The organism is Novosphingobium naphthalenivorans NBRC 102051, from assembly GCF_001590985.1.
Lineage (GTDB): Bacteria > Pseudomonadota > Alphaproteobacteria > Sphingomonadales > Sphingomonadaceae > Novosphingobium > Novosphingobium naphthalenivorans.
This window is the reverse complement of the sequence record NZ_BCTX01000033.1, coordinates 32,468-53,971: the sequence shown is the minus strand read 5'-3', so window position 1 is coordinate 53,971 and position 21,504 is coordinate 32,468. Positions and strand designations below refer to the sequence as shown.

The following is a 21,504-nucleotide window of genomic DNA, read 5'->3' as shown; positions in this document are numbered from 1 at the left end:
CCCGGCTTTCCGGTCGTTCGCGGGTTGAAGTGGCTTGCTGAAAAGCGCCTTCTTTTCTGCCCCACCTTCGTCATTCCCGCGCAGGCGGGAATCCAGTAGCGACCCGTCCTTGAAGAATGTGTTCGCGTCCGCAGCCTTCATTCTCGCCTCAGCGCGTAAAGGAACTGCGCGTGGAAACTTGGGCTGATCGAGGAAGGCAATCCCTAGTAGCGTGACCTCGCCACCGATCTGGGTTTTGAGCCATTGCGCTGACTGGATTCCCGCCTGCGCGGGAATGACGAAACTTGGAAGAAATGTCTGGGGTATTTTGGTACCTCGCCAGCCATTTAGCACTGTCCCATAACCCCGCCGCGTGCCATGAACAGCCGCTCGGATCCAAAGAACAAGGCGGTATTCATGGCAGGCGAAGCGGGCGGCGCACGCAGCGGGTCGGTGGCGGAACTCACGCTGCGCGGGGTGCTGCTGGGCGGGGTCATCACCCTGCTGTTCACGGCGGCCAATGTCTATCTGGGGCTCAAGGTCGGGCTGACGTTCGCCACCTCGATCCCGGCGGCGGTCATCTCGATGGCCATTCTGCGCGGTTTCAAGGATTCGACGATCTGGGAAAACAACATCGTCCAGACCGTGGCGAGCGCGGCGGGGACGCTGGCGGCGATCATCTTCGTGCTGCCGGGCCTCGTGATGATTGGCTGGTGGCAGGGCTTCCCTTACTGGACGACCGCCGCGATCACTGGGACGGGCGGTATCCTCGGCGTGCTGTTCTCGGTGCCGCTGCGCCGCGCGCTGGTGGTCGATACGCCGCTGCCTTATCCCGAGGGCAAGGCAGCGGCCGAAGTGCTGCGGGTCGGTTCGCAGTCGCGCGAAGGCGCGGCGGAAAGCGCCAAGGGCCTGTCGGTGCTGATCTGGAATGCACTCGCGTCGGCAGGCTTTGCCGTGCTGACCCAGACCCGGCTGGTCGCGGGCGAGGCGGCGGTGTGGTTCCGGGTCGGCTCGGGCGCGACCGGGATTTCCGGCGGCCTCTCCTTTGCGCTGCTCGGCGTGGGCCACCTCGTGGGCCTGTCGGTCGGCATGGCGATGTTCCTCGGCCTCGTGGTGGGCTGGTGGGTGCTGCTGCCGGTGCTGACCGCGCAGATGCCGATGGCGGGCGGGGCGGAAGTCTGGGCCTACAGCGTGTTCAGCGCCAATGTGCGCTTCTTCGGCGCCGGCGTGATCGGCGTGGCGGCGGTGTGGACGCTGCTGAAGATCGCCGGGCCGGTGATCGGGGGCATCCGCTCGGCCCTCGCCGCCAGCCGCGCGCGCCAGTCGGGCGAGGACCTGGCGCTGGAGGAGCAGGACCTGCCGATCGCGCTGGTCTTCGCCGGTACGCTGGCGATGCTGGTGCCGATCGCGGTGCTGCTGTGGAGCCTCGTTTCGGGCGGTCCGCTCGCCGGGTCGGAAGTGGTCCTGATCGCCGGGGCGCTCGTCTTCATCATTGTCATCGGCCTGCTGATCGCCGCGGTGTGCGGGTATATGGCCGGACTGATCGGCGCCTCGAACTCGCCGGTGTCGGGCATCGGCATCCTGTCGGTGGTGGCGGCATCGCTGATGCTGGTGGGCCTGTTTGGACGCGGGCAGGATGCGGACACCACGGCGGCGCTGGTCGCCTATGCCCTGATCGTCACCGGCATCGTGTTCGGCGTTGCCACCATTTCCAACGACAATCTGCAGGACCTCAAGACCGGCCAGCTTGTCGGCGCGACGCCGTGGAAGCAGCAGGTCGCGCTGGTGATCGGCGTGGTGTTCGGCTCGCTGGTGATCCCGCCGGTGCTGGACCTGCTCAACACCGCCTTCGGTTTTGCCGGGGCGCCGGGGGCCGGGCCCAATGCATTGCCCGCACCGCAGGCGGCGCTGATCTCGGCGCTGGCCAAAGGCGTGCTGGGCGGCGATCTCAACTGGACGATGATCGGCTGGGGCGCGGCGGCGGGCGTGGTCTTCGTGATCGTCGATGAAGTGCAGGGGCTGTTCGGCCGCCTGCGCCTGCCGCCGCTGGGTGTCGGCATCGGCATCTACCTGCCGATGGCGGCGATCCTGCCGGTGGTGATCGGCTCGGTGCTGGGCTGGCTCTACGACCGCTGGGCGGCAGGCCGCACCGATCCGGAGTTCGCGCAGCGCATGGGCGTGCTCACCGCGACCGGCCTGATTGTCGGCGAGAGCCTGTGGGGCGTCACGTTCGCGGGGATCGTCGCGGCCTCGGGCAGCGACAGCCCGCTGGCGCTGGTCGGGAACGGCTTCGAGGGATCGGCGCTGATTGGCGGCACGGTGCTGTTCTTCGCGCTGATCTGGGCACTCTATCGCCGGACGCAGAGGCTGGTCACGACGGACTGATCCTTCTGTCCGGCGATGGGCGATTGCAGACACGCTTTGTCGCAGACGCTACATTGAGGGCATTCCGAAAACCGGAGATTTCCGCCATTCCAAGGGCTGGCATGGTTCCTGCTTTGCTGAGGGCAAACAACTCAGGAGACCATCCATGGCCTACAAGATCATCGCTTCGCAGTGCACCGGTTGCAGCGCGTGCGAGTTCGAGTGCCCCAATGCGGCGATCTCGATGAAGGGCGACACTTTCATCATCGATCCCAACAAGTGCACCGAATGCGCCGGGGAATACGACCACCCGCAGTGCGATACCGTCTGCCCGGTTCCCAAGACCTGCGTCCCGGCCTGATCCGCGCCGTCCGGGCGGCCGGCCGATGGTGGACGATGACCTGGGCCTTCCGCTCGACTGGAAGGGGAAACCGATCCGGTGCCGGGAATGCCAGCATCAGGGGATCAACGCGATGGGGCTTTGCGTCAAGGGCAAGGCCTGCATCCGGGATCGCCGGGCGCGGCGCGTGGAGCGGTTCCTGAAAGGGAACCCCGATCTGGCCGACCAGTACCTCGATCACCCTTACTTCGAAGTGCGGGCAGGGGCGGCGCGCTATGCCAACGTGTTCCGCCTGCCCGCGCTGCTCAGCGATCCAGAGCCCGAAGTGCGCGCCGTGGCGACGCTGAGGCTGCCAGAGGACCGGATACGCCATATGATCCGCGACGAGGATATTGACGTGCGCATTGCCGCGGCTTCGCGCCTGCAGGGGGCGGATCTGATGCCCGCACTCAAGGACGATGCCTATATGGTGCGGATCACGGCGGTGCGGCGTATGCCGGCGGAACTGCTGCCGCTGGTGCGTCACGATCCCGATCCGGAAGTGCGGTCCTGGGTGGCGCGGCGGATCGACCTGCGCGCCTTGCCGGACATGTGCTTCGACACCGATCCGCTGGTGCGCCGCGAGGTGGCCGAACGGCTGCCGCTCGATCAGCTTCGCCTGCTGGTGACGGACAGCGATCTGCGCGTGCGCTTCACCGTGGCCGAACGGATCGCTGAAGAAGAGCTGGAGCCGCTGCTCGACGATCCGGAAGCGGCGATCCGCGAACTGGCGCGCGAGCGCATCGCGCAGGTTCCGCATCTCGCACACTTGCTGGAACCCAAGCCGGCGGCGCTGCGCCTGCTCGAACCCGAAGACACGACTTCAGAACACTCGCCCAAGGAGCCAAGCCGATGAAAGTCATGATCCGCAGAGCCGAGGGCGTATTGTCCGCCTATGTCCCCAAGAAGGATCTCGAAGAGCCGGTCGTCGAAACCGAACTCGACACGCTCTGGGGCGGCTGGGTGAAGCTGGCCAATGGCTGGATACTCGAACTGCCTGAGATGGCCGAGGACACCAGGCTGCCGATCACTGTGGAAGCCCGCAAGCGCGCCACGGCCGAGGAGGATTGACCATGTCCGACGTCCTTGAAAACCCGCAGGTCCTGCTGGACGAAGTCGCCGCCGGACTGAAGGCGGGAACCATGGTGCCCTACATCGGCCCGGGCGTTTCGGCGCTGCAGGAGCAGGCGGTACCGATGGGGCCCGAGGCGCTGGCGGATTTCTTCGCCACCAAGACCACGCTGCCCAAGCGCGCGCAGGGCAATCCCTGGGCCGCCGCGCAGTACATCGAGAGCTACCGCTTCCGCGACACCGTGACGCTGTGGATGCAGGAAGCCTTCGCTGCCGCAGTGCCGCCGTCCCCGTTCCATGCCTGGATCGCGGGTCTGCCGCTGCCGCTCATCATCGACACCTGGTATGCGGGCGAGATGCGCGCCGCGCTCGCCGGGCGCCCCGAGGCGGCTGGTGATTGGGCCGAAGTGCAGGGCATCACCCGCGCCGGGATTGGCGAGGACCGCTGGTTCCGCTTCTACGACGCGGCCGGCAATGCCATCGATGCCGAGACGGCGGCCAAGGCGAAGACCCTGCTCTACACCCCGCATGGCGGTGTCGCGCCGGATGCCAATTTCCTGATCTCCGATGCCGACTATGTCGAAGTGCTGACCGAGATCGACATCCAGACGCCGATCCCCGAGGAAGTGCGCCACCGCCGCACCGGCATGGGCTTCGTCTTCCTGGGTTGCCGTTTCCACGATCAGCTGCTGCGCACCTATGCCCGTCAGGTGATGAAGCGCTCCTCCGACCGGCATTACGCGGTCGTCGAACTGGACGCTCTGACCCGCAACGAACGGCGCTTCCTCGAAGAGCAAGGCATCCAGGCGATAGACCTGCCGCTCGCCGAAGCGCTGGACCGCCTGATGGCCTGATCGTTTCCTCACGAACCCGGTTCACCGTGCGACCGGAGTGGAACCCTGCGCCGCCCCCATTTCGATGGGAGCGGCGCCCTTTTTTGTGCGGTTTCCCGGTGATGCGCCAATGTCGTGTCTGTCGTGACCGCGACATTGGCGCGCCCAGCATGAGACATTTGTGACATTGCCTGCTGCAGCGCGGTATGGAATGTCCCGGAATCCCTCATTTTCGCGGTTTGGCATGGTGTTTGCGACGCAGCATTCATCAGCAAATGCCGGCGGTAGCCCCCACCGCCGCGCGACAGACCGGGGAGTTTCCATGACCGAAGCTATGTTCGAGGACAGCCATTCGAATGGGTCCGACGATTCCGCCGTCGATATCGCAGATGTTATGCAGAAGATGGCCGAGCACAAAGGGTGCGGCACTGAAGGCGGCAGTGGCAAGGCCAGCTGCGGCAGCAGTGGCGGTCCCGAGGATATGCCCGCCGAAATCTGGGAGAAGGTGAAGAACCATCCCTGCTATTCGGAAGAAGCGCACCACCACTATGCCCGTATGCACGTGGCCGTGGCGCCTGCCTGCAACATCCAGTGCAACTACTGCAACCGCAAGTACGACTGCGCCAACGAGAGCCGTCCGGGCGTCGTTTCCGAGCGTCTGACGCCCGAACAGGCCTCGAAGAAGGTTCTGGCCGTCGCTTCGACCATTCCGCAGATGACCGTTCTGGGCATCGCAGGCCCCGGCGATCCGCTCGCCAATCCGGGCAAGACCTTCGAGACCTTCCGCCTCATCAGCGAAGTCGCGCCCGACATCAAGCTGTGCCTTTCGACCAATGGCCTCGCGCTGCCCGACTGGGTGGACGAGATCGCCAAGTACAAGGTCGATCACGTCACCATCACGATCAACATGATCGATCCCGAAGTCGGCCAGCACATCTATCCCTGGATCTTCTGGGAGAACAAGCGCCTGCAGGGCTATGAGGCCGCCAAGATCCTGACCGAACGTCAGCTCCTGGGGCTCGAAATGCTCACCGAGCGGGGCATTCTCGCCAAGATCAACTCGGTGATGATCCCCGGCATCAATGACCGGCACCTGATCGAGGTCAACAAGGCGGTGAAGTCGCGCGGCGCCTTCCTGCACAACATCATGCCGCTGATCTCTGCGCCCGAACACGGCACCGTGTTCGGCCTCAACGGCCAGCGCGGCCCGACTGCGCAGGAGCTGAAGGCCTTGCAGGACGACTGCGAAGGCGACATGAACATGATGCGCCACTGCCGCCAGTGCCGTGCCGACGCGGTTGGCCTGTTGGGCGAGGACCGTTCGGCCGAGTTCACCACCGACAAGATTATGGCGATGGAAGTCAACTACGACTCCGCGGGCCGCAAGGCCTATCAGGAAGCCGTGGAGGCCGAGCGTCAGGCCAAGGTCGCGGCCAAGAAGGACGAGCTCGACGGTCTCGAAAAGGCCGGCGACATGAAGATGCTGGTTGCCGTCGCCACCAAGGGTCACGGCATCATCAACGAGCACTTCGGCCACGCCAAGGAGTTCCAGATCTACGAACTCTCGCAGACGGGCGCCAAGTTCGTCGGCCACCGCCGTGTCGACCTCTATTGTCAGGGCGGCTACGGCGAGGAAGACGCGCTCGACACCGTGATCAAGGCGATCAACGACTGCCACGCGGTCTTCGTCGCCAAGATCGGCGGTTGCCCCAAGAGCGATCTTCAGGCCGCCGGGATCGAACCGGTCGACCAATACGCGCACGAATTCATCGAGAAGTCGGCGCTGGTCTGGTTCAAGGACTATCTGGCCAAGATCGAGGCGGGCGAGATCGTCCACAGCGATCGTGGTGACGCGGCCATCCGCCAAGGTGCACTCCTCGGCAGTGCGCTGCTCAGCCAGGCGAGCTGACGGCCATGGCCTACAAGATCGTCGGCAGCCAGTGCACCAATTGCACCGCCTGCGAGGCGCTGTGCCCCAACCTGGCGATTTCGGAGGCGAAAGGCACTTTCGTCATCGATCCCGCCAAGTGCACCGAGTGCATAGGTCATTTCGATACCCCGCAGTGTGTCGCCATCTGTCCGGTTGACGACACCTGCGTGATCGACACGGCCTATCCCCGGTACGAGGCGTGAGGCGGTAATGAACGGGCCGCTCTTCGAAGGCTTCGGCGGGGCATCGGACGCGGTAGAGCGTTCGATCCTCGCCAGCCCGCTGCTCGGCGGCGGGCTGCCCGCCGAAGCGCGGGCCCATCTCGAACGGGCGGCCGAGCGCTATCACCTGACCGACGTGGCCGAAACGCACTTGTTCCAGGCCGAAGCGATCGCACCCGATCATGCCGCCGTGCTGATCGCGCTCTATCGCTTCTACTTCTACAAGGGCCGTTTGTCGGAAGCGCTCGATATCGCGCGGGTCTGCGTCGAAAAGGCGCTGCGGCTCAATGTGCTCGGCGATGACTGGCGCCGGGTCCGGGCGGAAGACGCCACTTTCGGCGAGTGGGAAGCGCTGCTGCCGCGCTTCTTCCTCTTCAGCCTGAAGGGCTACGCCTACCTTTCGATGCGTCTCGGCAAGCTCGATCAGGGGCGGGAAGCGGCGGAGAAGCTGCTCGAACTCGATCCCCGCGACCGGATCGGCGCCCAGGTGCTGATCGATGTCCTCGACCGGATGGAGGAGGAAGAAACCGATGAGTAATATCGTCCGCGACAGCGAGGTGGTGGAACTCAATGGCCCGCCGGCTTTCCGCTATGGCGAGAAGGTCAAGGCCAAGCGCATGGTGCGCAATGACGGCACCTATGCGGGCAAGGAGATCGGCGATCTGCTGGTCAAGAAAGGCGAGGAGGGGGTCGTCGTCTCGATCGGCACGTTCCTCCAGCAGTTCTACATCTACGGCGTCGAGTTCACCGAAAGCGGCAACCGCGTGGGCATGAAGCGGCGCGAACTGCTGCCGATCTGGACCAACGAAGAAGAGGACGAGCTGCCTTGCGCGCTTCCCGCGGGGAGGGCTGGCTGATGTTCGATATTCGCGAACCGATCTATCAATGGGGCGAGCGGGTCATCGCCGCGGTCGATCTGGTCAATGACGGCAGTTATCCGGGTGTCCCCGAAGAAGCCGTGCTGGCCGCGACGGGCACGCCCGGTGAGATCGTCAATGTCGGGCATCACTCCGACAGCAATACGCCCGTCTATCTGGTGGAATTCCTCACGCAGGCCGGAGACCTCGTGGTCGTCGGCTGTCTTGAGGAAGAACTGGTCCGGCCCTGAGGGAGATGCGCATGTCCATCGCTTCCGCCCTGCGCAGCCGCACTGCCGAACCGGTCATGACCCGCCAGCCGAACGAGTTCGACCTGATGCGCGTCAGCCGCTCGCTCGAACAGCGCGAGCGCTACAAGTACGTCACGCCCAAAGTGCTGAGCGTGGCTGATGGCTATCTGGTGCGCAGCCCGTGCTGCTCGCGCAATATCGACCCGGAAGGCGGCGAGATCGATGTCGCGCTGCTCACCTGGGACGAGGCGCGGCGCGAATGGTCGCTGGCGCGGCGCGATCACGAGGCGGATTGCTGGGTCGAGGACGGCCGCTTTGCCCGGCTGGGCGAGCTGCTGATGCGCCTCAACGCCGATCCGGCCCGGCAGTTCTGGCAGTGAAGGAGACCTGACGCCATGGCACTCGAAGCGGAAGCCATCGCCCGGATCGACGCTCTTGTCGCCGCGATCGGCGCCGAGGCTGACGCTGGCAGCGTGGCCTATGCGCTGCAGCGGCTCTTGCCCGGCTTCACGCTGCGGCAGTGCGATGCTTCCGATGTGCTGGAGGACCCGTTCCGCACAGTGGGGCCTTGCGACATTCACATGCTCGATACCTCCAGCCATTGCATCCGGGTGACGGACGATCCGGCGGAAGCCACGGGCATTCTTCTGGCGGAAAGGGTAACGGCATGAGCGGCGAAGTTGTCTCGATCGCCACGGGCGAGCCGTTGCAGATTCCGCTCTGCGATCCGGACCTGACGCAGGAAGACCTGGCGGCGATCAACGCCGTGCTGTGCGGCGACAAGCTGGGCGACGGCCCGATTGCCGAAAGGCTCGAACGCGCCTTTGCCGCGCATTGCGGCCGGGCCAAGGGCATTGCCGTATCGAATGCGGCCATCGGCCTGCTGATCGCGCTGACCGCCAAGGGAATCGGCCCCGGCGACGAAGTGATCCTCTCCGCCCATGGCTTCCGCGAACTGGGTCATGCCGTGCTGCGCTGCGGTGCGACGCCGGTCTTCGCCGACATCGATTACTGGTCTGGTTGCCTCGCGGCGGACAAGGCTGCGGCCAAGGTCACGGACAAGACCCGCGCGATCATTGCCGGCAACACCGCAGGGCATCCCGCCGACTGGCCCGCCTTGCGCGAACTGGCCGATGCGCACGGCCTGTTCCTCGTCGAGGATTCGAGCGAAGCGATCGGCTCGCGCCACAAGGCGGGGATCGTCGGCAGCTTCGGCGATGTCGCGATCTTCGATTTCGCGCAGCCGGGCGTCATCTGCTGCGGTGAGGGCGGGGTGATCGTCACCGACGACGCCACGCTGGCAGCGGCCATGCGCCGCTTGCGCTCGCGCTCGCTGGCGGACCGCGCGTCGGTCTCCGCCGGTGTCGATGCGCCGTTCGGTGCGGCTATGGGTGAAGTGATCGCGGCGCTGGCCTTCTCGCAACTGGCCCGGCTCGACGTGCTGCTGGAGCGGCGGCGCGGGGTGCAGGCCATGTACGACGGCTTCATGCAGAGCTTCGAGGGGATCAAGCCGCCCTATATCGCGCCCGAGGTGGAGGAGGTCCACTGGTTCCTCTACGTCGTTCACCTCGGCACCCGGTTCAGCAAGTCCTCGCGCGATGCGATCCTGGAGGACATGCACACCGAGGCGATCGAGGCCCATGCCTATTCGAGCCCGCTGCACCTCCAGCGCGCCTACCGCGAGCGCGGCTGGAAGAAGGGCGACCTGTTCGTGACCGAAAAGGTCGCCGACCGCGCCGTTGCCTTGCCGTTTCACGCTCATCTCACGCCCGAACAAGTCGCCTTCATGGTCGCGCGCATGAAAGACGCGTCGATCAATTCGGGCGCGGGCGCTGCCATTTATTGAAGACAGGCATTTACTGAAGACAGGAAGACCACTGCCATGACTACGCTTACCATCATGCCCGCCGGAAAGACCGTGGATGCACCCGAGGGCGTTTCGCTGCTCAAGCTCATCAATGGTGTCGACCCGGCCGAGCACACCTGCTCGGACGCCTGCCACCTCTTCGTGCTCGAAGGCCGCAAGGGACTCTCGAAGATCACGGCGGAGGAAAACGGCAAGCTCGACATGATCGTCGGTGCCAGCTCCAAGTCGCGTTATGCTTGCATGGCCACGATCCTTGGCACCGAGGACGTGACTGTCGAAGTCCTCACGTTCGTCTGAGGAGCATCTGCCATGCCGATGGACGCAGCCGAAATCGAAAGCCGCATCACCGCGGCCTTCCCCGATGCCAAAGTGCTGATGGTCGACATGGCCGGTGACGGCGATCACTGGGCGGCGCGCGTCACGTCCGCTGCCTTCGTGGGCAAGAGCCGCATCCAGCAGCACAAGATGGTCTATGCCGCGATCGGCACGGACGTGGGCGGCGAACTGCACGCGCTCGCGCTGCAGACTTTCGTTCCCGAAACCTGATTAAGGAACACGGATCATGAGCACCAGCGACCGGATCACGAAACTCGTTACGGAAAATGATATCGTCCTGTTCATGAAGGGCGTGCCGCAGGCGCCGCAGTGCGGTTTTTCGGCCGCCGTCGTGAAAGTCCTGGCGGCACTGGGCCAGCCCTATGCCAGCGTCAACGTGCTGGAGGATCCCTTCATCCGCGAAGGCATCAAGGAATACTCCGACTGGCCGACGATCCCGCAGCTCTACGTCAAGGGTGAATTCGTCGGCGGCAGCGACATCGTGCGCGAAATGTACGACAGCGGCGAATTGCAGGCGCTGGTGGCGCCGCAGGGAGCCGCCTGAGCCATGGAGCTGCCCGAGGAACTTCCCCAGCTCTACAAGCGGCACATCTTCGCCTGCGCCACGCAGCGCCCGCCGATGCATCCGCGCGGCAGTTGCGGGGCCAGCGGCGCCCAGCCGCTCTGGGAGAAGCTGGGCAAGAAGATCGAGGAAAGCGGGCTTTCCGCCGAAGTCGGTTTCACTCTGGCGGGCTGCATGGGCTTCTGCTCGGCCGGGCCGCTGATGGTCATCTATCCCGAAGGCGTCTGGTATCGGCCGCAGAAGGAAGAAGACATCGACGCGATCTTTGAAAGTCATCTGAAAAATGACCAGCTCGCCGAGGAGCTGGTGGTCGTCCTTTCCCGTTAGCCGGAGCCCGTTCCCATGACCACGTCCGATCGCATCCGCACGCTTGTTACTGAAAACGAGATCGTCGTTTTCATGAAAGGCAATCCCGCCGCGCCGCAATGCGGCTTTTCCGCTGGCGTGGTGAAAGTGCTCGACGCGATCGGCCGGCCCTACGTGGGCGTGAACGTACTCGATGACCCGTTCCTGCGCGAAGGCATCAAGGAATATTCGGACTGGCCGACATTGCCGCAGGTCTATGTGAAGGGCGAATTCATCGGCGGCAGCGACATCGTGCGCGACATGTTCGCCAGCGGCGAACTGCAGGCGCTGTTCGCGGGCGAGGGCGTCTGATGATGGCCAGTGTCGTCCGCCTTGGCGCCCAGTTTCCGTCACGCCGTCTGCGCACCAGCGCGCGCAACATGCTCGACGGCATCGTGACCGCCATCGTCCACGGCCCGGTGAATGCCGAAGTGGGGCTGCTGGTCAACGACTGCATCGTGATCGACGCGCTTGTCACCAATTCGTGCGTGACCTCGCTCGACCTGCATCCCGGCGGCCGTGCGGTGGCGCTGATCAATGCAAGCTTCATCACGCTGCTGGCCGACACGCCGGGCTTGCGCCTCTCGGCCCGCAATCTGATCGGCGGGACTGTCGTCGATGTGACGGACAGCCCCGTCGAAAGCGAAGTCGTGCTCGACATCGGCGGCGGGCGCGAACTGGCCGCGATCGTGACCAGCCATTCGCGCCGGGAACTGAATCTCGTCCCCGGCGCGCACACGCTCGCGTGCTTCAAGGCCTCGCATATCATCCTTGCCGCCGAATACTGACCGATCGGAGGCAAGAGGCCGGCTATTTCCCGATCAGGACGTCGCTGGCCTTGATGATCACCGTCACCGCATCGCCGACCGCCAGGCCGAGCTCGGCAATGGATTCCTCGGTGATGTTGGACGTGACCACGGTTCCGCCGCCGATATCGACCTTGACCGAGCCGTTGACGGCGCCGGGGGTGATGGTGGTGACGGTTCCGGAAATCTGATTACGCGCGCTGATTTTCATCGGGTGACACTCCTTATGTAGGTGTGCCCCGCAGACATCCCCCGAATGAGACGGTCTTTTACAGACCGCCCAGTTGTATCAGTTCCGCGCCGCCCGCGCGGCCCAGGATGGTGTCCACCTTCTGGCGCACCGCTTCGATCCGCAGCGGCTTGAGCAGGGCGCCTGCAGCACCGGCCTTGAGCGCGGCCAGCCCCAGTTCCTCGTCTTCCTTGCCCGCCACGATCAGCACGCGGGCCGCCGGATAGCGCGCCGCGATCTCGTCCAGGACTTCGACGCCATGCGCCTTCAGGATCGACATGCCGAGGATCAGCACGTCGGGCAGCAGCCAGTCCTGACCCTTTTCATAGGCTTCGGCGAGGCTGGTCAGTTCATGGGTCTCGATCTCGTCGTGCAGCATGAACTGCAGCGCGGCGCGCGTGATCTCGTCTTCATCGACGACGAATATACGCCGCTGGTCGACGGCCTTGGAGGTTTCGACACCGATCTGCATGGGGCATCTCCATCAGTTGTTTGCGTTTTTTGACAAGCAAGTCGCGCGCCAATCCTGCTGCGCCGCAAAAACCGCCGGATCTGTGCCGCCAGTGCCCTGTGTCGCATGTGTCCTTTGCGACAAGTCCGGTGTGTTTGTCCGCTTTGTCACATGGTGCGACATCGCCCGACATAACTCGGAAATACCCGGAAAAGCGTCACTTTGCTGCGCCTGCGAGCATTTGGCACGGGCATTGCACAATAGCCGGCACAGCGCGTTTCGGCCCGCTGACCCGCCGCAGGAGAACATGGGCGACGGGGAGAGTCCGGAGCAGGCAACCGCCCCGGAGTACCGCGAAGAACAGCTTAGGAGCATGCAATGTCACTTCGTCAAATCGCCTTCTACGGCAAGGGCGGCATCGGCAAGTCCACCACCTCGCAAAATACCCTCGCCGCGCTCGCCGATCTCGGCCAGCGCATTCTGATCGTCGGCTGCGACCCCAAGGCTGACTCCACCCGCCTGATGCTTCACGCCAAGGCCCAGGACACCATCCTCTCGCTCGCTGCCGAGGCTGGTTCGGTCGAGGACCTCGAACTCGAAGACGTCATGAAGATCGGCTACAAGGACATCCGCTGCGTTGAATCGGGTGGTCCGGAGCCGGGCGTTGGCTGCGCTGGCCGTGGTGTTATCACCTCGATCAACTTCCTCGAAGAAAACGGTGCCTACGAAGACATCGACTACGTCTCCTACGACGTGCTCGGCGACGTGGTCTGCGGCGGTTTCGCCATGCCGATCCGCGAGAACAAGGCGCAGGAAATCTACATCGTCATGTCGGGCGAGATGATGGCCATGTACGCGGCCAACAACATCTCGAAGGGCATTCTCAAGTACGCCAACTCCGGCGGCGTGCGCCTTGGTGGCCTGGTCTGCAACGAGCGCCAGACCGACAAGGAACTGGAACTGGCTGAATCGCTGGCTGCCAAGCTGGGCACCAAGCTCATCCACTTCGTTCCGCGCGACAACATCGTGCAGCATGCCGAACTGCGCCGCATGACGGTCATCGAGTACGCTCCGGACAGCAACCAGGCGAACGAATACCGCCAGCTGGCCGAAAAGGTCCACAACAACTCGGGCAACGGCATCATCCCGACCCCGATCACGATGGACGAGCTCGAAGACCTGCTCATGGAGCACGGCATCATGAAGGCCGTCGACGAGAGCCAGGTCGGCCTGAGCGCCGCCGAAGCCTGATCCCAGGTTGCCGCAAGGCCCGTCCCCCGCTGCCCGCAACCCAGCGGGGGACGGTTCCCGGATCAAACCGGCCCGATAAAAGCAGGAGTGCATCGAAATGAGCGTCTCGAACCCCACAGACATTGCAGAAGTCAAGGAACGCAACCGGGCGTTGATCCAGGAAGTCCTTGAAGTCTATCCGGCCAAGACGGCCAAGCGCCGCGCCAAGCACCTCAACGTCCACGAAGAGGGCAAGAGCGACTGCGGCGTGAAGTCCAACATCAAGTCCATCCCGGGCGTGATGACCATCCGCGGCTGTGCTTATGCCGGCTCGAAGGGCGTGGTCTGGGGCCCGATCAAGGACATGATCCACATCAGCCACGGCCCGGTCGGCTGCGGCCAGTACAGCTGGGCTGCCCGCCGCAACTACTACATCGGCACGACCGGCATCGACACGTTCGTGACGATGCAGTTCACCTCCGACTTCCAGGAAAAGGACATCGTCTTCGGCGGCGACAAGAAGCTCGCCAAGATCATGGACGAGATCGAGATGCTGTTCCCGCTGAACAAGGGCATCACCGTCCAGTCCGAATGCCCGATCGGCCTGATCGGCGACGACATCGAGGCCGTTTCGAAGGCCAAGAGCAAGGAATACGACGGCAAGACCATCGTTCCGGTGCGCTGCGAAGGCTTCCGCGGCGTTTCGCAGTCGCTGGGCCACCACATCGCCAACGACGCCGTGCGCGACTGGGTCTTCGACAAGTGCGAAGACAAGGAACCGCTGTTCGAGCCCGGCCCCTATGACGTGGCCATCATCGGCGACTACAACATCGGCGGCGACGCCTGGTCCAGCCGCATCCTGCTGGAGGAAATGGGTCTTCGCGTCGTGGCGCAGTGGTCGGGCGACGGCTCGATCGCCGAACTGGAAGCGACGCCCAAGGCGAAGCTCAACGTCCTGCACTGCTACCGCTCGATGAACTACATCTCGCGCCACATGGAAGAGAAGTACGGTATTCCCTGGTGCGAATACAACTTCTTCGGCCCGAGCAAGATCGAGGAATCGCTGCGCAAGATCGCCGCCTACTTCGACGAGAGCATCCAGGAAGGCGCCGAGCGCGTCATCGCCAAGTACAAGCCGCTGATGGAAGCGGTGATCGCCAAGTACAAGCCGCGCCTCGAAGGCAAGAAGGTCATGCTCTACGTCGGCGGTCTGCGCCCGCGTCACGTGATCGGTGCCTATGAGGACCTCGGCATGGACGTGGTCGGCACCGGCTACGAATTCGGCCACAACGACGACTATCAGCGCACGGCCCAGCACTACGTCAAGGACGGCACGCTGATCTACGACGACGTGACCGGCTACGAGTTCGAGAAGTTCGTCGAGAAGATCCAGCCGGACCTCGTCGGTTCGGGCATCAAGGAAAAGTACGTCTTCCAGAAGATGGGCGTGCCGTTCCGCCAGATGCACAGCTGGGACTACTCGGGCCCTTACCACGGCTACGACGGCTTCGCGATCTTCGCCCGCGACATGGACATGGCGATCAACTCGCCCGTCTGGAAGATGGCCCCGACGCCCTGGAAGAAGGACGACGGCGACTACATGGCCATTGCCGCCGAGTAACGGCTTCTCACCCACTCATTTGACAGGAGGCTTCGATGCCCCAGGACGCAGATAAGGTTAAGGACCACTTCGAGCTGTTCCGCGGTGAGGAATACACCGACATGCTCGCCCGCAAGAAAGCGGAATTCGAGAACCCGCACCCCGCCGAAGAGGTGGCCCGGGTTCGCGAATGGGCCAAGACCGAAGAGTACAAGGAACTCAACTTCAGCCGTGAGGCGCTCACCGTCAACCCGGCCAAGGCGTGCCAGCCGCTCGGCGCCGTCTTCGCCGCGGTCGGCTTCGAGAGCACGCTGCCCTTCGTGCATGGTTCGCAGGGCTGCGTGGCCTACTACCGCTCGCACTTCTCGCGCCACTTCAAGGAGCCGACCTCGTGCGTCTCCTCGTCGATGACCGAGGACGCGGCGGTGTTCGGCGGCTTGAACAACATGATCGACGGCCTTGCCAACGCCTACAACATGTACAAGCCCAAGATGATCGCGGTCTCCACCACCTGCATGGCGGAAGTCATCGGTGACGACCTCAACGCCTTCATCAAGACGGCGAAGGAAAAGGAATCGGTTCCGGCCGAATACGACGTTCCCTTCGCCCACACCCCGGCGTTCGTCGGCAGCCACATCACCGGCTACGACAATGCCATGAAGGGCATCCTGGAGCACTTCTGGGACGGCAAGGCCAAGACCGTCGAGCCGATGGTCCGCGTTCCCAACGGGAAGATCAACTTCCTCAACGGGTTCGACGGCTATGCCGTGGGCAACCTGCGCGAAGTGAAGCGCATCTTCGACATGATGAAGATCGACTACACGATCGTGGGCGACCAGTCGGACGTCTGGGACACCCCGACCGACGGCGAGTTCCGCATGTACGACGGCGGTACCACGCTGGAGGACGCGGCCAACGCGCTTCACGCCAAGGCGACCATCTCGATGCAGGAATACTGCACTGAGAAGACCCTGCCGTTCATCGCCGCGCACGGCCAGGAAACGGTGGCGTTCAACCACCCGATCGGCGTCGAGGCGACCGACAGCTTCGTGATGGAAGCCGCCCGTCTCGCCGGTGTCGAGATCCCTGACGAGCTGGCCAAGGAACGTGGCCGTCTGGTTGACGCGATCGCCGACTCCAATGCCCACATCCACGGCAAGAAGTTCGCCATCTACGGCGATCCGGACCTTGCCTATGGTCTCGCCAAGTTCGTGATGGAACTGGGCGGCGAGCCGATCGTGGTCCTCTCGACCAACGGCGGCAAGGCCTGGGCGGCCAAGATGGAAGAGCTTTTCGCGTCCTCGCCGTTCGGCGCGAACTGCAAGGCCTATCCGGGCAAGGACCTGTGGCACATGCGCTCGCTGCTGTTCACGGAGAAGCCGGACTTCATCATCGGCAACACCTACGGCAAGTACCTGGAGCGTGACACCGGCGTGCCGCTGATCCGGATCGGCTTCCCGATCTTCGACCGGCACCACAAGCACCGCTACCCGGTGTGGGGCTACCAGGGTGGTCTCAATGTTCTCGTGACGATCCTCGACCGGATCTTCGAGCACATGGACGCGACCACCAACGTGCCCGCCAAGACCGACTACAGCTACGACATCATTCGCTGATGTCACGGATTTCCCCCGCCATTCCGGCTTTCGCGGGCATGGCGGGGGGAGGTTTCAAGCGCAACCGGGGAGCTTTTCGATGAGCAGTGTGAACCAGACCATCCAGGAAGTGTTCAACGAACCCGGTTGCGCGAAGAACCAGGCCAAGTCGGAAAAAGAACGCAAGAAGGGCTGCACCAAGCAGCTCCAGCCCGGGGGCGCCGCTGGCGGCTGTGCCTTCGACGGAGCGAAGATCGCGCTCCAGCCCATCACGGACGTGGCGCACCTCGTCCACGGTCCCATCGCCTGCGAAGGCAATTCCTGGGACAACCGCGGCGCGAAGACGTCCGCCTCCTCGCTCTACCGCACCGGCTTCACCACCGACATGACCGAGACGGACATCGTCTTCGGCGGTGAGAAGCACCTGTTCAAGGCGATCAAGGAGATCGTCGACAAGTACGCCCCGCCGGCGGTCTTCGTTTATCAGACCTGTGTGCCCGCGATGATCGGCGACGACATCGAGGCCGTCTGCAAGGCCGCTACGGCCAAGTTCGAGACGCCCTGTGTCCCGATCCTCTCGCCCGGCTTCGTGGGGCCCAAGAACCTCGGCAATAAGCTCGCGGGCGAAGCGATCCTGAAGCATGTGATCGGCACGCAGGAGCCCGAGTACACCACGCCTTACGACATCAACATCATCGGCGAATACAACCTAGCCGGCGAACTGTGGCAGGTGAAGCCGCTGCTCGACGAGCTCGGCATCCGCATCCTCTCCTGCATCTCGGGCGATGCGCGCTACAAGGAAGTGGCCTGGTCGCACCGTGCCAAGGCGGCGATGATGGTCTGCTCCAAGGCGATGATCAACGTCGCCCGCAAGATGGAGGAGAAGTACGAGATCCCCTTCTTCGAGGGCTCGTTCTACGGCATTGGGGACATGTCCGACAGCTTGCGCGAGATTGCCCGCCTGCTCATCGAGCGCGGTGCCGATCCGGAACTGATGGACCGCACTGAGGCCGTGATCGCCCGTGAGGAAGCCCGCGCCTGGGAGGCCATTGCGCCTTATGCCGCGCGCCTGAAGGGCAAGAAGGTCCTGCTCATCACCGGCGGCGTGAAGTCGTGGTCGGTGGTGGCCGCGCTGCAGGAAGCGGGCATGGAGATCGTCGGCACCTCGGTCAAGAAATCGACCAAGGAAGACAAGGACAAGATCAAGAAGCTGATGGGCGACGATGCCCACATGTTTGACGATCTCACTCCGCGCGAGATGTACCGCAAGCTCAAGACGGCGGAAGCGGACATCATGCTTTCGGGCGGGCGTTCGCAGTTCATCGCGCTCAAGGCCTCGATGCCGTGGATGGACATCAATCAGGAACGCCACTGCGCCTTTGCCGGCTATCACGGCATGGTCGAGATGGTGAAGGAGATTGACCGCACGCTCTCCAACCCGATGTGGGAACAGGTGCGCAAGCCCGCGCCGTGGGAAGTGCCGGGGCAAGTGAGCTGGCAGGACAAGGCCATGGCCGAGGGCGAGGAAATCGCCGCTGCCATGACGCCCGAAGAGGTGGAGGCGGAACGCCGCGCCGAGGGGCTTTGCAAGTGCAAGGCAGTCAACGTGGGCATGATCGAGGATGCCATCGTCGCCGGGGCGGCCACCCGCGAGGCTGTGGCCACGGCGACGGGCGCTTCGACCGGCTGCGGCGCCTGCGGTCCGCTGATCGACGAGATCATCGAAGAGGGGCCTGCCACCTCCAGCGTGGCGGAGGCTGCGTGATGGCGCAACTGGTCAAGAACCCCAAGGCCTGCACCGTCAACCCGCTCAAGATGAGCCAGCCGATCGGCGGCGCGCTGGCCTTCATGGGCATGCGCGGAGCCATGCCGCTGCTGCACGGCTCGCAGGGCTGCACCAGTTTCGGTCTCGTGCTCTTCGTGCGCCACTTCCGCGAAGCGATCCCGCTGCAGACGACGGCTATGTCCGAAGTGGCGACGGTGCTGGGCGGCTTCGAGAATGTCGAGCAGGCGGTGCTCAACATCGTCAAGCGCACCAAGCCCGAGATCATCGGCATCTGCTCGACCGGGGTCACCGAAGTGAAGGGGGATGACCTCAAGGGCTTCGTGGCCACGATCCGCCAGCGCCATCCCGAACTCGACAATGTCGCGATTGTCCAGTGTTCGACACCGGACTTCACCGGCGCGTTCGAGGATGGCTGGTCGAAGGCCGTCACCGCGATGATCGAGGAGGTCGTGCCGGAAGCGACAGTGGCCAAGCGCGACATGAAGCGCGTCAATGTCCTGCCCGGTTGCCACCTGACGCCGGGCGATCTCGACGAATTGCGCGACATTATCGAGGCATTCGGGCTGGAGCCCACGTTCGTGCCGGATCTGTCCGGCTCGCTCGATGGCCATATTCCCGAAGATTTCACCCCGACGACGCTGGGCGGCGCCGGATGTGAGGAGGTCCGCGCGCTGGGCCACGCAGGCTGGACCCTTGCGGTCGGCGAACAAATGCGGTCCCCAGCAGAGGCGCTCGAACGACGCAGTAGTGTCCCCTATCGTCTGTTCGAGCGCCTCACGGGCCTTGCCGCCTGCGATGAACTGATGCTGTTCCTCAGCGAGATTTCGGGCCAGCCGGTGCCGCGCAAGTACCGCCGCCAGCGCGGCCAGCTGGTCGATGCCATGCTCGACGGGCATTTCCACATCGGCGGCCGGCACTTCGCGATCGGGGCCGAGCCGGATCTGCTCTACGCGCTGGTCTCGACGCTGACGGAGATGGGCGCGCTGATTTCGTCCGCCATCACCACCACGACTTCTCCGATTCTGGCGAAGCTGCCGTGCGAAAGCGTGATGATCGGCGATCTTGAGGATCTGGAGGCAGGGGCGGCAGAGGCCGATATCCTGCTGACGCACAGCCATGGCCGTCAGGCGGCCGAACGGCTGCATATCCCGCATTTCCGCATCGGCATCCCGATGTTCGACACGCTGGGCGCGGGGCACCTCGTGACCGTCGGCTATCGCGGCACGCGGGATCTGATCTTCGCCATCGGCAACATGCTGATGCACCGCCATCACGAGCCGCAGCCGGATGACTGGCGTGATGCCTGGCCGGTGGCGCCCGCCGTTTCCCAAGAGCCCGAAAAGGAGCTTGTCCCATGAAAGTCGCCTTTGCCACGCAGGACCTGGAACGGATCGATGCCCACTTTGGATGGGCGAAGAATATCGCGATCTACGATCTGACCCCCGAGGGCTGGTCGCTCGACCGCGTCGAAGCCTTCACCGGCGATCTCAAGGAAGACGGGGACGAGGACAAGCTGGCGCCCAAGCTGGATGCGCTCAAGGGTGTCTCGATCCTTGTCGTGGCCGCGATCGGCGGTTCGGGGGCGGCGCGTGTCGTTGCGCAGAACATCCACCCGATGAAGGTGCCCGAGCCGGAACCGATCGAAGGTATGCTCGAAAAGTTGCGCCAGGTGCTCAACGGCACGCCGCCGCCGTGGCTGCGCAAGGTTATGGCGAAGGGCGGCGAGCGCTCATTTGATTTCGAAGAAGAGGAAGCCTGAGATGACTGAAGCTGTCGTTGAAACTCCAGTCGTCGAAGGCTTCGCCGCCGCGCTGGTGCGCCAGATCCGCGCGCAGGACACGCATGGCCACTGGGAACGCAAGAGCGACTACCAGCTGCTCGAACCCTATATCATGGACAAGGAAAGGCGCCGCGCGATCCCGATCATCGGCGATCCTGATCCCGACACGCTGTGGCGCCTCGAACTGTTCTATGGCGCGATGTGCCTGGAAATCGAGCGGCGGACCAAGCGCATGGTCCAGCCGATGATGAAGATGAGCCATGAAGGCTTCGGCCGCATGGTGCTGATCGCCGGGCGCCTGATCGTGCTCAACAAGCAGCTGCGCGACGCGCATCGCTTCGGTTTCGACAGCCTCGAAAAGCTCAATGCCGAGGCGGAGAAGCTGATCGGGCAGGCGGTCGAGATGATCGAGAAATTCCCGGCGGTCGCCGACTACTGAGGGAGATTTTCCAGATGTCCGATGTCGAGACTCTGAAGGCCGAAGTGAAGAAGCTTTCGGCCAAGGCGATGCAGGCGAAGATGGACCTGCATGACCTGTCGGAGGAACTGCCCGTGGGCGTGGAGAACGTGATGGCTACCGCCGAACGCGTGCGTGACAGCTATGCCATGCTCGAAGCCAAGCGCGCCGAGCTCAAGGCGCTGGAGGCTGCGGCATGAGTGCGTTCCTCACCCGCGGCGGGCGCGACTGGAAGCCCGACTACCTCGTCTCGATCGACCCGGAGACCTGCATCGGCTGCGGGCGCTGCTTCAAGGTCTGCGGCCGCGACGTCATGACGCTGAAAGGCCTGAACGAGGATGGTGACATCGTCGATCTCGATGATGACGACGATGATGAAGACATCGAAAAGCGCGTGATGGCGATGAACGATGCCGATGCCTGCATCGGCTGCGGCGCCTGCGCACGCGTCTGCCCGACCAATTGCCAGACTCACGCGCTGGCGGCCTGAAAAAACAAGAAAACGCGGGCAGCGAAGCTATCGGAGAGGAACCTGAAAGGCGCACTATGATGTGACAACATGCTGTGACGAGGAG

General features: G+C 64.0%; 30 protein-coding genes. 28 read left to right on the top strand and 2 right to left on the bottom strand.

Going from position 1 to position 21,504, the window contains the following annotated elements; genetic code table 11:
* Nucleotides 1–396 precede the first annotated feature (396 nt).
* The 19 genes from NN5_RS12455 to NN5_RS12365 all read left to right on the top strand — a co-directional run bounded on the left by NN5_RS12455 (nucleotide 397) and on the right by NN5_RS12365 (nucleotide 11,783).
* Nucleotides 397–2,364, top strand: a complete 1,968-nt coding sequence (locus NN5_RS12455; protein WP_067734430.1) for an OPT family oligopeptide transporter — start codon at nucleotides 397–399, stop codon at nucleotides 2,362–2,364.
* A 145-nt stretch (nucleotides 2,365–2,509) separates the two neighbouring features.
* Nucleotides 2,510–2,704 carry a 4Fe-4S dicluster domain-containing protein gene (locus NN5_RS12450; protein WP_067734423.1) on the top strand — a complete coding sequence of 65 codons (195 nt, stop codon included), beginning with the start codon at nucleotides 2,510–2,512 and terminating at the stop codon, nucleotides 2,702–2,704.
* 25 nt (nucleotides 2,705–2,729) lie between these two features.
* Nucleotides 2,730–3,578, top strand: a complete 849-nt coding sequence (locus NN5_RS12445; protein WP_067734422.1) for a 4Fe4S-binding leucine-rich repeat protein — start codon at nucleotides 2,730–2,732, stop codon at nucleotides 3,576–3,578.
* Nucleotides 3,575–3,793 (top strand): putative nitrogen fixation protein NifT, encoded by a 219-nt coding sequence (gene nifT / locus NN5_RS12440; RefSeq protein ID WP_067734421.1) that lies wholly within the window; start codon nucleotides 3,575–3,577, stop codon nucleotides 3,791–3,793. The genes NN5_RS12445 and nifT overlap by 4 nt, the downstream gene beginning before the upstream one ends.
* A gap of 2 nt (nucleotides 3,794–3,795) precedes the next feature.
* Nucleotides 3,796–4,647 (top strand): SIR2 family protein, encoded by an 852-nt coding sequence (locus NN5_RS12435; protein WP_067734420.1) that lies wholly within the window; start codon nucleotides 3,796–3,798, stop codon nucleotides 4,645–4,647.
* Between the two features lie 301 nt (nucleotides 4,648–4,948).
* The gene (nifB, locus tag NN5_RS12430; protein WP_245656449.1) at nucleotides 4,949–6,535 is read left to right on the top strand and encodes a nitrogenase cofactor biosynthesis protein NifB; all 1,587 of its coding nucleotides are present in this window, start codon (nucleotides 4,949–4,951) and stop codon (nucleotides 6,533–6,535) included.
* A 5-nt stretch (nucleotides 6,536–6,540) separates the two neighbouring features.
* Nucleotides 6,541–6,759 carry a 4Fe-4S dicluster domain-containing protein gene (locus tag NN5_RS12425; protein ID WP_067734419.1) on the top strand — a complete coding sequence of 73 codons (219 nt, stop codon included), beginning with the start codon at nucleotides 6,541–6,543 and terminating at the stop codon, nucleotides 6,757–6,759.
* A gap of 7 nt (nucleotides 6,760–6,766) precedes the next feature.
* On the top strand, nucleotides 6,767–7,315 hold the full coding sequence (locus NN5_RS12420) for a hypothetical protein (RefSeq protein ID WP_067734418.1): 549 nt from the start codon (nucleotides 6,767–6,769) through the stop codon (nucleotides 7,313–7,315).
* On the top strand, nucleotides 7,308–7,634 hold the full coding sequence (locus tag NN5_RS12415) for a nitrogen fixation protein NifZ (RefSeq protein WP_067734417.1): 327 nt from the start codon (nucleotides 7,308–7,310) through the stop codon (nucleotides 7,632–7,634). Before NN5_RS12420 ends, NN5_RS12415 begins: the two co-directional genes overlap by 8 nt.
* Nucleotides 7,634–7,885, top strand: a complete 252-nt coding sequence (locus NN5_RS12410) for a nitrogen fixation protein NifZ (protein ID WP_067734416.1) — start codon at nucleotides 7,634–7,636, stop codon at nucleotides 7,883–7,885. The genes NN5_RS12415 and NN5_RS12410 overlap by 1 nt, the downstream gene beginning before the upstream one ends.
* 11 nt (nucleotides 7,886–7,896) lie before the next feature.
* Complete coding sequence (locus NN5_RS12405) at nucleotides 7,897–8,265, top strand: DUF3024 domain-containing protein (RefSeq protein WP_067734428.1); 369 nt, start codon at nucleotides 7,897–7,899, stop codon at nucleotides 8,263–8,265.
* Nucleotides 8,266–8,280: 15 nt separating this feature from the next.
* Nucleotides 8,281–8,556 carry a DUF6129 family protein gene (locus NN5_RS12400; protein ID WP_067734415.1) on the top strand — a complete coding sequence of 92 codons (276 nt, stop codon included), beginning with the start codon at nucleotides 8,281–8,283 and terminating at the stop codon, nucleotides 8,554–8,556.
* The gene (locus NN5_RS12395) at nucleotides 8,553–9,731 is read left to right on the top strand and encodes a DegT/DnrJ/EryC1/StrS family aminotransferase (RefSeq protein ID WP_067734414.1); all 1,179 of its coding nucleotides are present in this window, start codon (nucleotides 8,553–8,555) and stop codon (nucleotides 9,729–9,731) included. Before NN5_RS12400 ends, NN5_RS12395 begins: the two co-directional genes overlap by 4 nt.
* Before the next feature lie 36 nt (nucleotides 9,732–9,767).
* Nucleotides 9,768–10,049 carry a 2Fe-2S iron-sulfur cluster-binding protein gene (locus NN5_RS12390; RefSeq protein WP_067734413.1) on the top strand — a complete coding sequence of 94 codons (282 nt, stop codon included), beginning with the start codon at nucleotides 9,768–9,770 and terminating at the stop codon, nucleotides 10,047–10,049.
* Nucleotides 10,050–10,061: 12 nt separating this feature from the next.
* Nucleotides 10,062–10,298, top strand: coding sequence for a BolA/IbaG family iron-sulfur metabolism protein (locus NN5_RS12385; protein WP_067734412.1), 237 nt, complete (start codon nucleotides 10,062–10,064; stop codon nucleotides 10,296–10,298).
* Nucleotides 10,299–10,314: 16 nt separating this feature from the next.
* Nucleotides 10,315–10,632, top strand: coding sequence for a Grx4 family monothiol glutaredoxin (grxD, locus tag NN5_RS12380; RefSeq protein WP_067734411.1), 318 nt, complete (start codon nucleotides 10,315–10,317; stop codon nucleotides 10,630–10,632).
* 3 nt (nucleotides 10,633–10,635) lie between these two features.
* On the top strand, nucleotides 10,636–10,977 hold the full coding sequence (locus NN5_RS12375) for a (2Fe-2S) ferredoxin domain-containing protein (RefSeq protein WP_067734410.1): 342 nt from the start codon (nucleotides 10,636–10,638) through the stop codon (nucleotides 10,975–10,977).
* A gap of 15 nt (nucleotides 10,978–10,992) precedes the next feature.
* Nucleotides 10,993–11,307, top strand: coding sequence for a Grx4 family monothiol glutaredoxin (gene grxD, locus NN5_RS12370; protein WP_067734409.1), 315 nt, complete (start codon nucleotides 10,993–10,995; stop codon nucleotides 11,305–11,307).
* 2 nt (nucleotides 11,308–11,309) lie between these two features.
* Nucleotides 11,310–11,783: a TOBE domain-containing protein gene (locus NN5_RS12365; RefSeq protein WP_067734427.1), complete on the top strand. Its 474-nt coding sequence runs from the start codon at nucleotides 11,310–11,312 to the stop codon at nucleotides 11,781–11,783.
* A 22-nt stretch (nucleotides 11,784–11,805) separates the two neighbouring features.
* Here NN5_RS12365 and NN5_RS12360 read toward each other — a convergent pair whose 3' ends face one another.
* Nucleotides 11,806–12,012: a TOBE domain-containing protein gene (locus tag NN5_RS12360; protein WP_067734408.1), complete on the bottom strand. Its 207-nt coding sequence runs from the start codon at nucleotides 12,010–12,012 to the stop codon at nucleotides 11,806–11,808.
* A 58-nt stretch (nucleotides 12,013–12,070) separates the two neighbouring features.
* The gene (locus NN5_RS12355) at nucleotides 12,071–12,502 is read right to left on the bottom strand and encodes a response regulator (RefSeq protein WP_067734407.1); all 432 of its coding nucleotides are present in this window, start codon (nucleotides 12,500–12,502) and stop codon (nucleotides 12,071–12,073) included.
* Between the two features lie 357 nt (nucleotides 12,503–12,859).
* Between NN5_RS12355 and nifH the strand changes: the two genes are divergently transcribed.
* The 9 genes from nifH (at nucleotide 12,860) to fdxB (ending at nucleotide 21,419) form a co-directional block, all read left to right on the top strand.
* Nucleotides 12,860–13,732 carry a nitrogenase iron protein gene (gene nifH / locus NN5_RS12350; RefSeq protein WP_067734406.1) on the top strand — a complete coding sequence of 291 codons (873 nt, stop codon included), beginning with the start codon at nucleotides 12,860–12,862 and terminating at the stop codon, nucleotides 13,730–13,732.
* Nucleotides 13,733–13,829: 97 nt separating this feature from the next.
* On the top strand, nucleotides 13,830–15,332 hold the full coding sequence (nifD, locus tag NN5_RS12345; protein WP_067734405.1) for a nitrogenase molybdenum-iron protein alpha chain: 1,503 nt from the start codon (nucleotides 13,830–13,832) through the stop codon (nucleotides 15,330–15,332).
* A gap of 35 nt (nucleotides 15,333–15,367) precedes the next feature.
* The gene (gene nifK, locus NN5_RS12340) at nucleotides 15,368–16,927 is read left to right on the top strand and encodes a nitrogenase molybdenum-iron protein subunit beta (protein ID WP_067734404.1); all 1,560 of its coding nucleotides are present in this window, start codon (nucleotides 15,368–15,370) and stop codon (nucleotides 16,925–16,927) included.
* A gap of 79 nt (nucleotides 16,928–17,006) precedes the next feature.
* Nucleotides 17,007–18,671: a nitrogenase iron-molybdenum cofactor biosynthesis protein NifE gene (nifE, locus tag NN5_RS12335; RefSeq protein WP_067734403.1), complete on the top strand. Its 1,665-nt coding sequence runs from the start codon at nucleotides 17,007–17,009 to the stop codon at nucleotides 18,669–18,671.
* On the top strand, nucleotides 18,671–20,050 hold the full coding sequence (gene nifN / locus NN5_RS12330) for a nitrogenase iron-molybdenum cofactor biosynthesis protein NifN (RefSeq protein ID WP_067734402.1): 1,380 nt from the start codon (nucleotides 18,671–18,673) through the stop codon (nucleotides 20,048–20,050). Before nifE ends, nifN begins: the two co-directional genes overlap by 1 nt.
* A complete protein-coding gene (nifX, locus tag NN5_RS12325; RefSeq protein WP_067734401.1) occupies nucleotides 20,047–20,451 on the top strand; it encodes a nitrogen fixation protein NifX in 405 nt (134 codons plus the stop codon). The genes nifN and nifX overlap by 4 nt, the downstream gene beginning before the upstream one ends.
* Nucleotide 20,452: 1 nt before the next feature.
* Entirely contained in the window at nucleotides 20,453–20,911 is a 459-nt protein-coding gene (locus NN5_RS12320; protein ID WP_067734400.1) for a NifX-associated nitrogen fixation protein, read from the top strand.
* Between the two features lie 14 nt (nucleotides 20,912–20,925).
* Nucleotides 20,926–21,129 (top strand): CCE_0567 family metalloprotein, encoded by a 204-nt coding sequence (locus tag NN5_RS12315; RefSeq protein ID WP_067734399.1) that lies wholly within the window; start codon nucleotides 20,926–20,928, stop codon nucleotides 21,127–21,129.
* Nucleotides 21,126–21,419 carry a ferredoxin III, nif-specific gene (gene fdxB / locus NN5_RS12310; protein WP_067734398.1) on the top strand — a complete coding sequence of 98 codons (294 nt, stop codon included), beginning with the start codon at nucleotides 21,126–21,128 and terminating at the stop codon, nucleotides 21,417–21,419. Before NN5_RS12315 ends, fdxB begins: the two co-directional genes overlap by 4 nt.
* Nucleotides 21,420–21,504 lie beyond the last annotated feature (85 nt).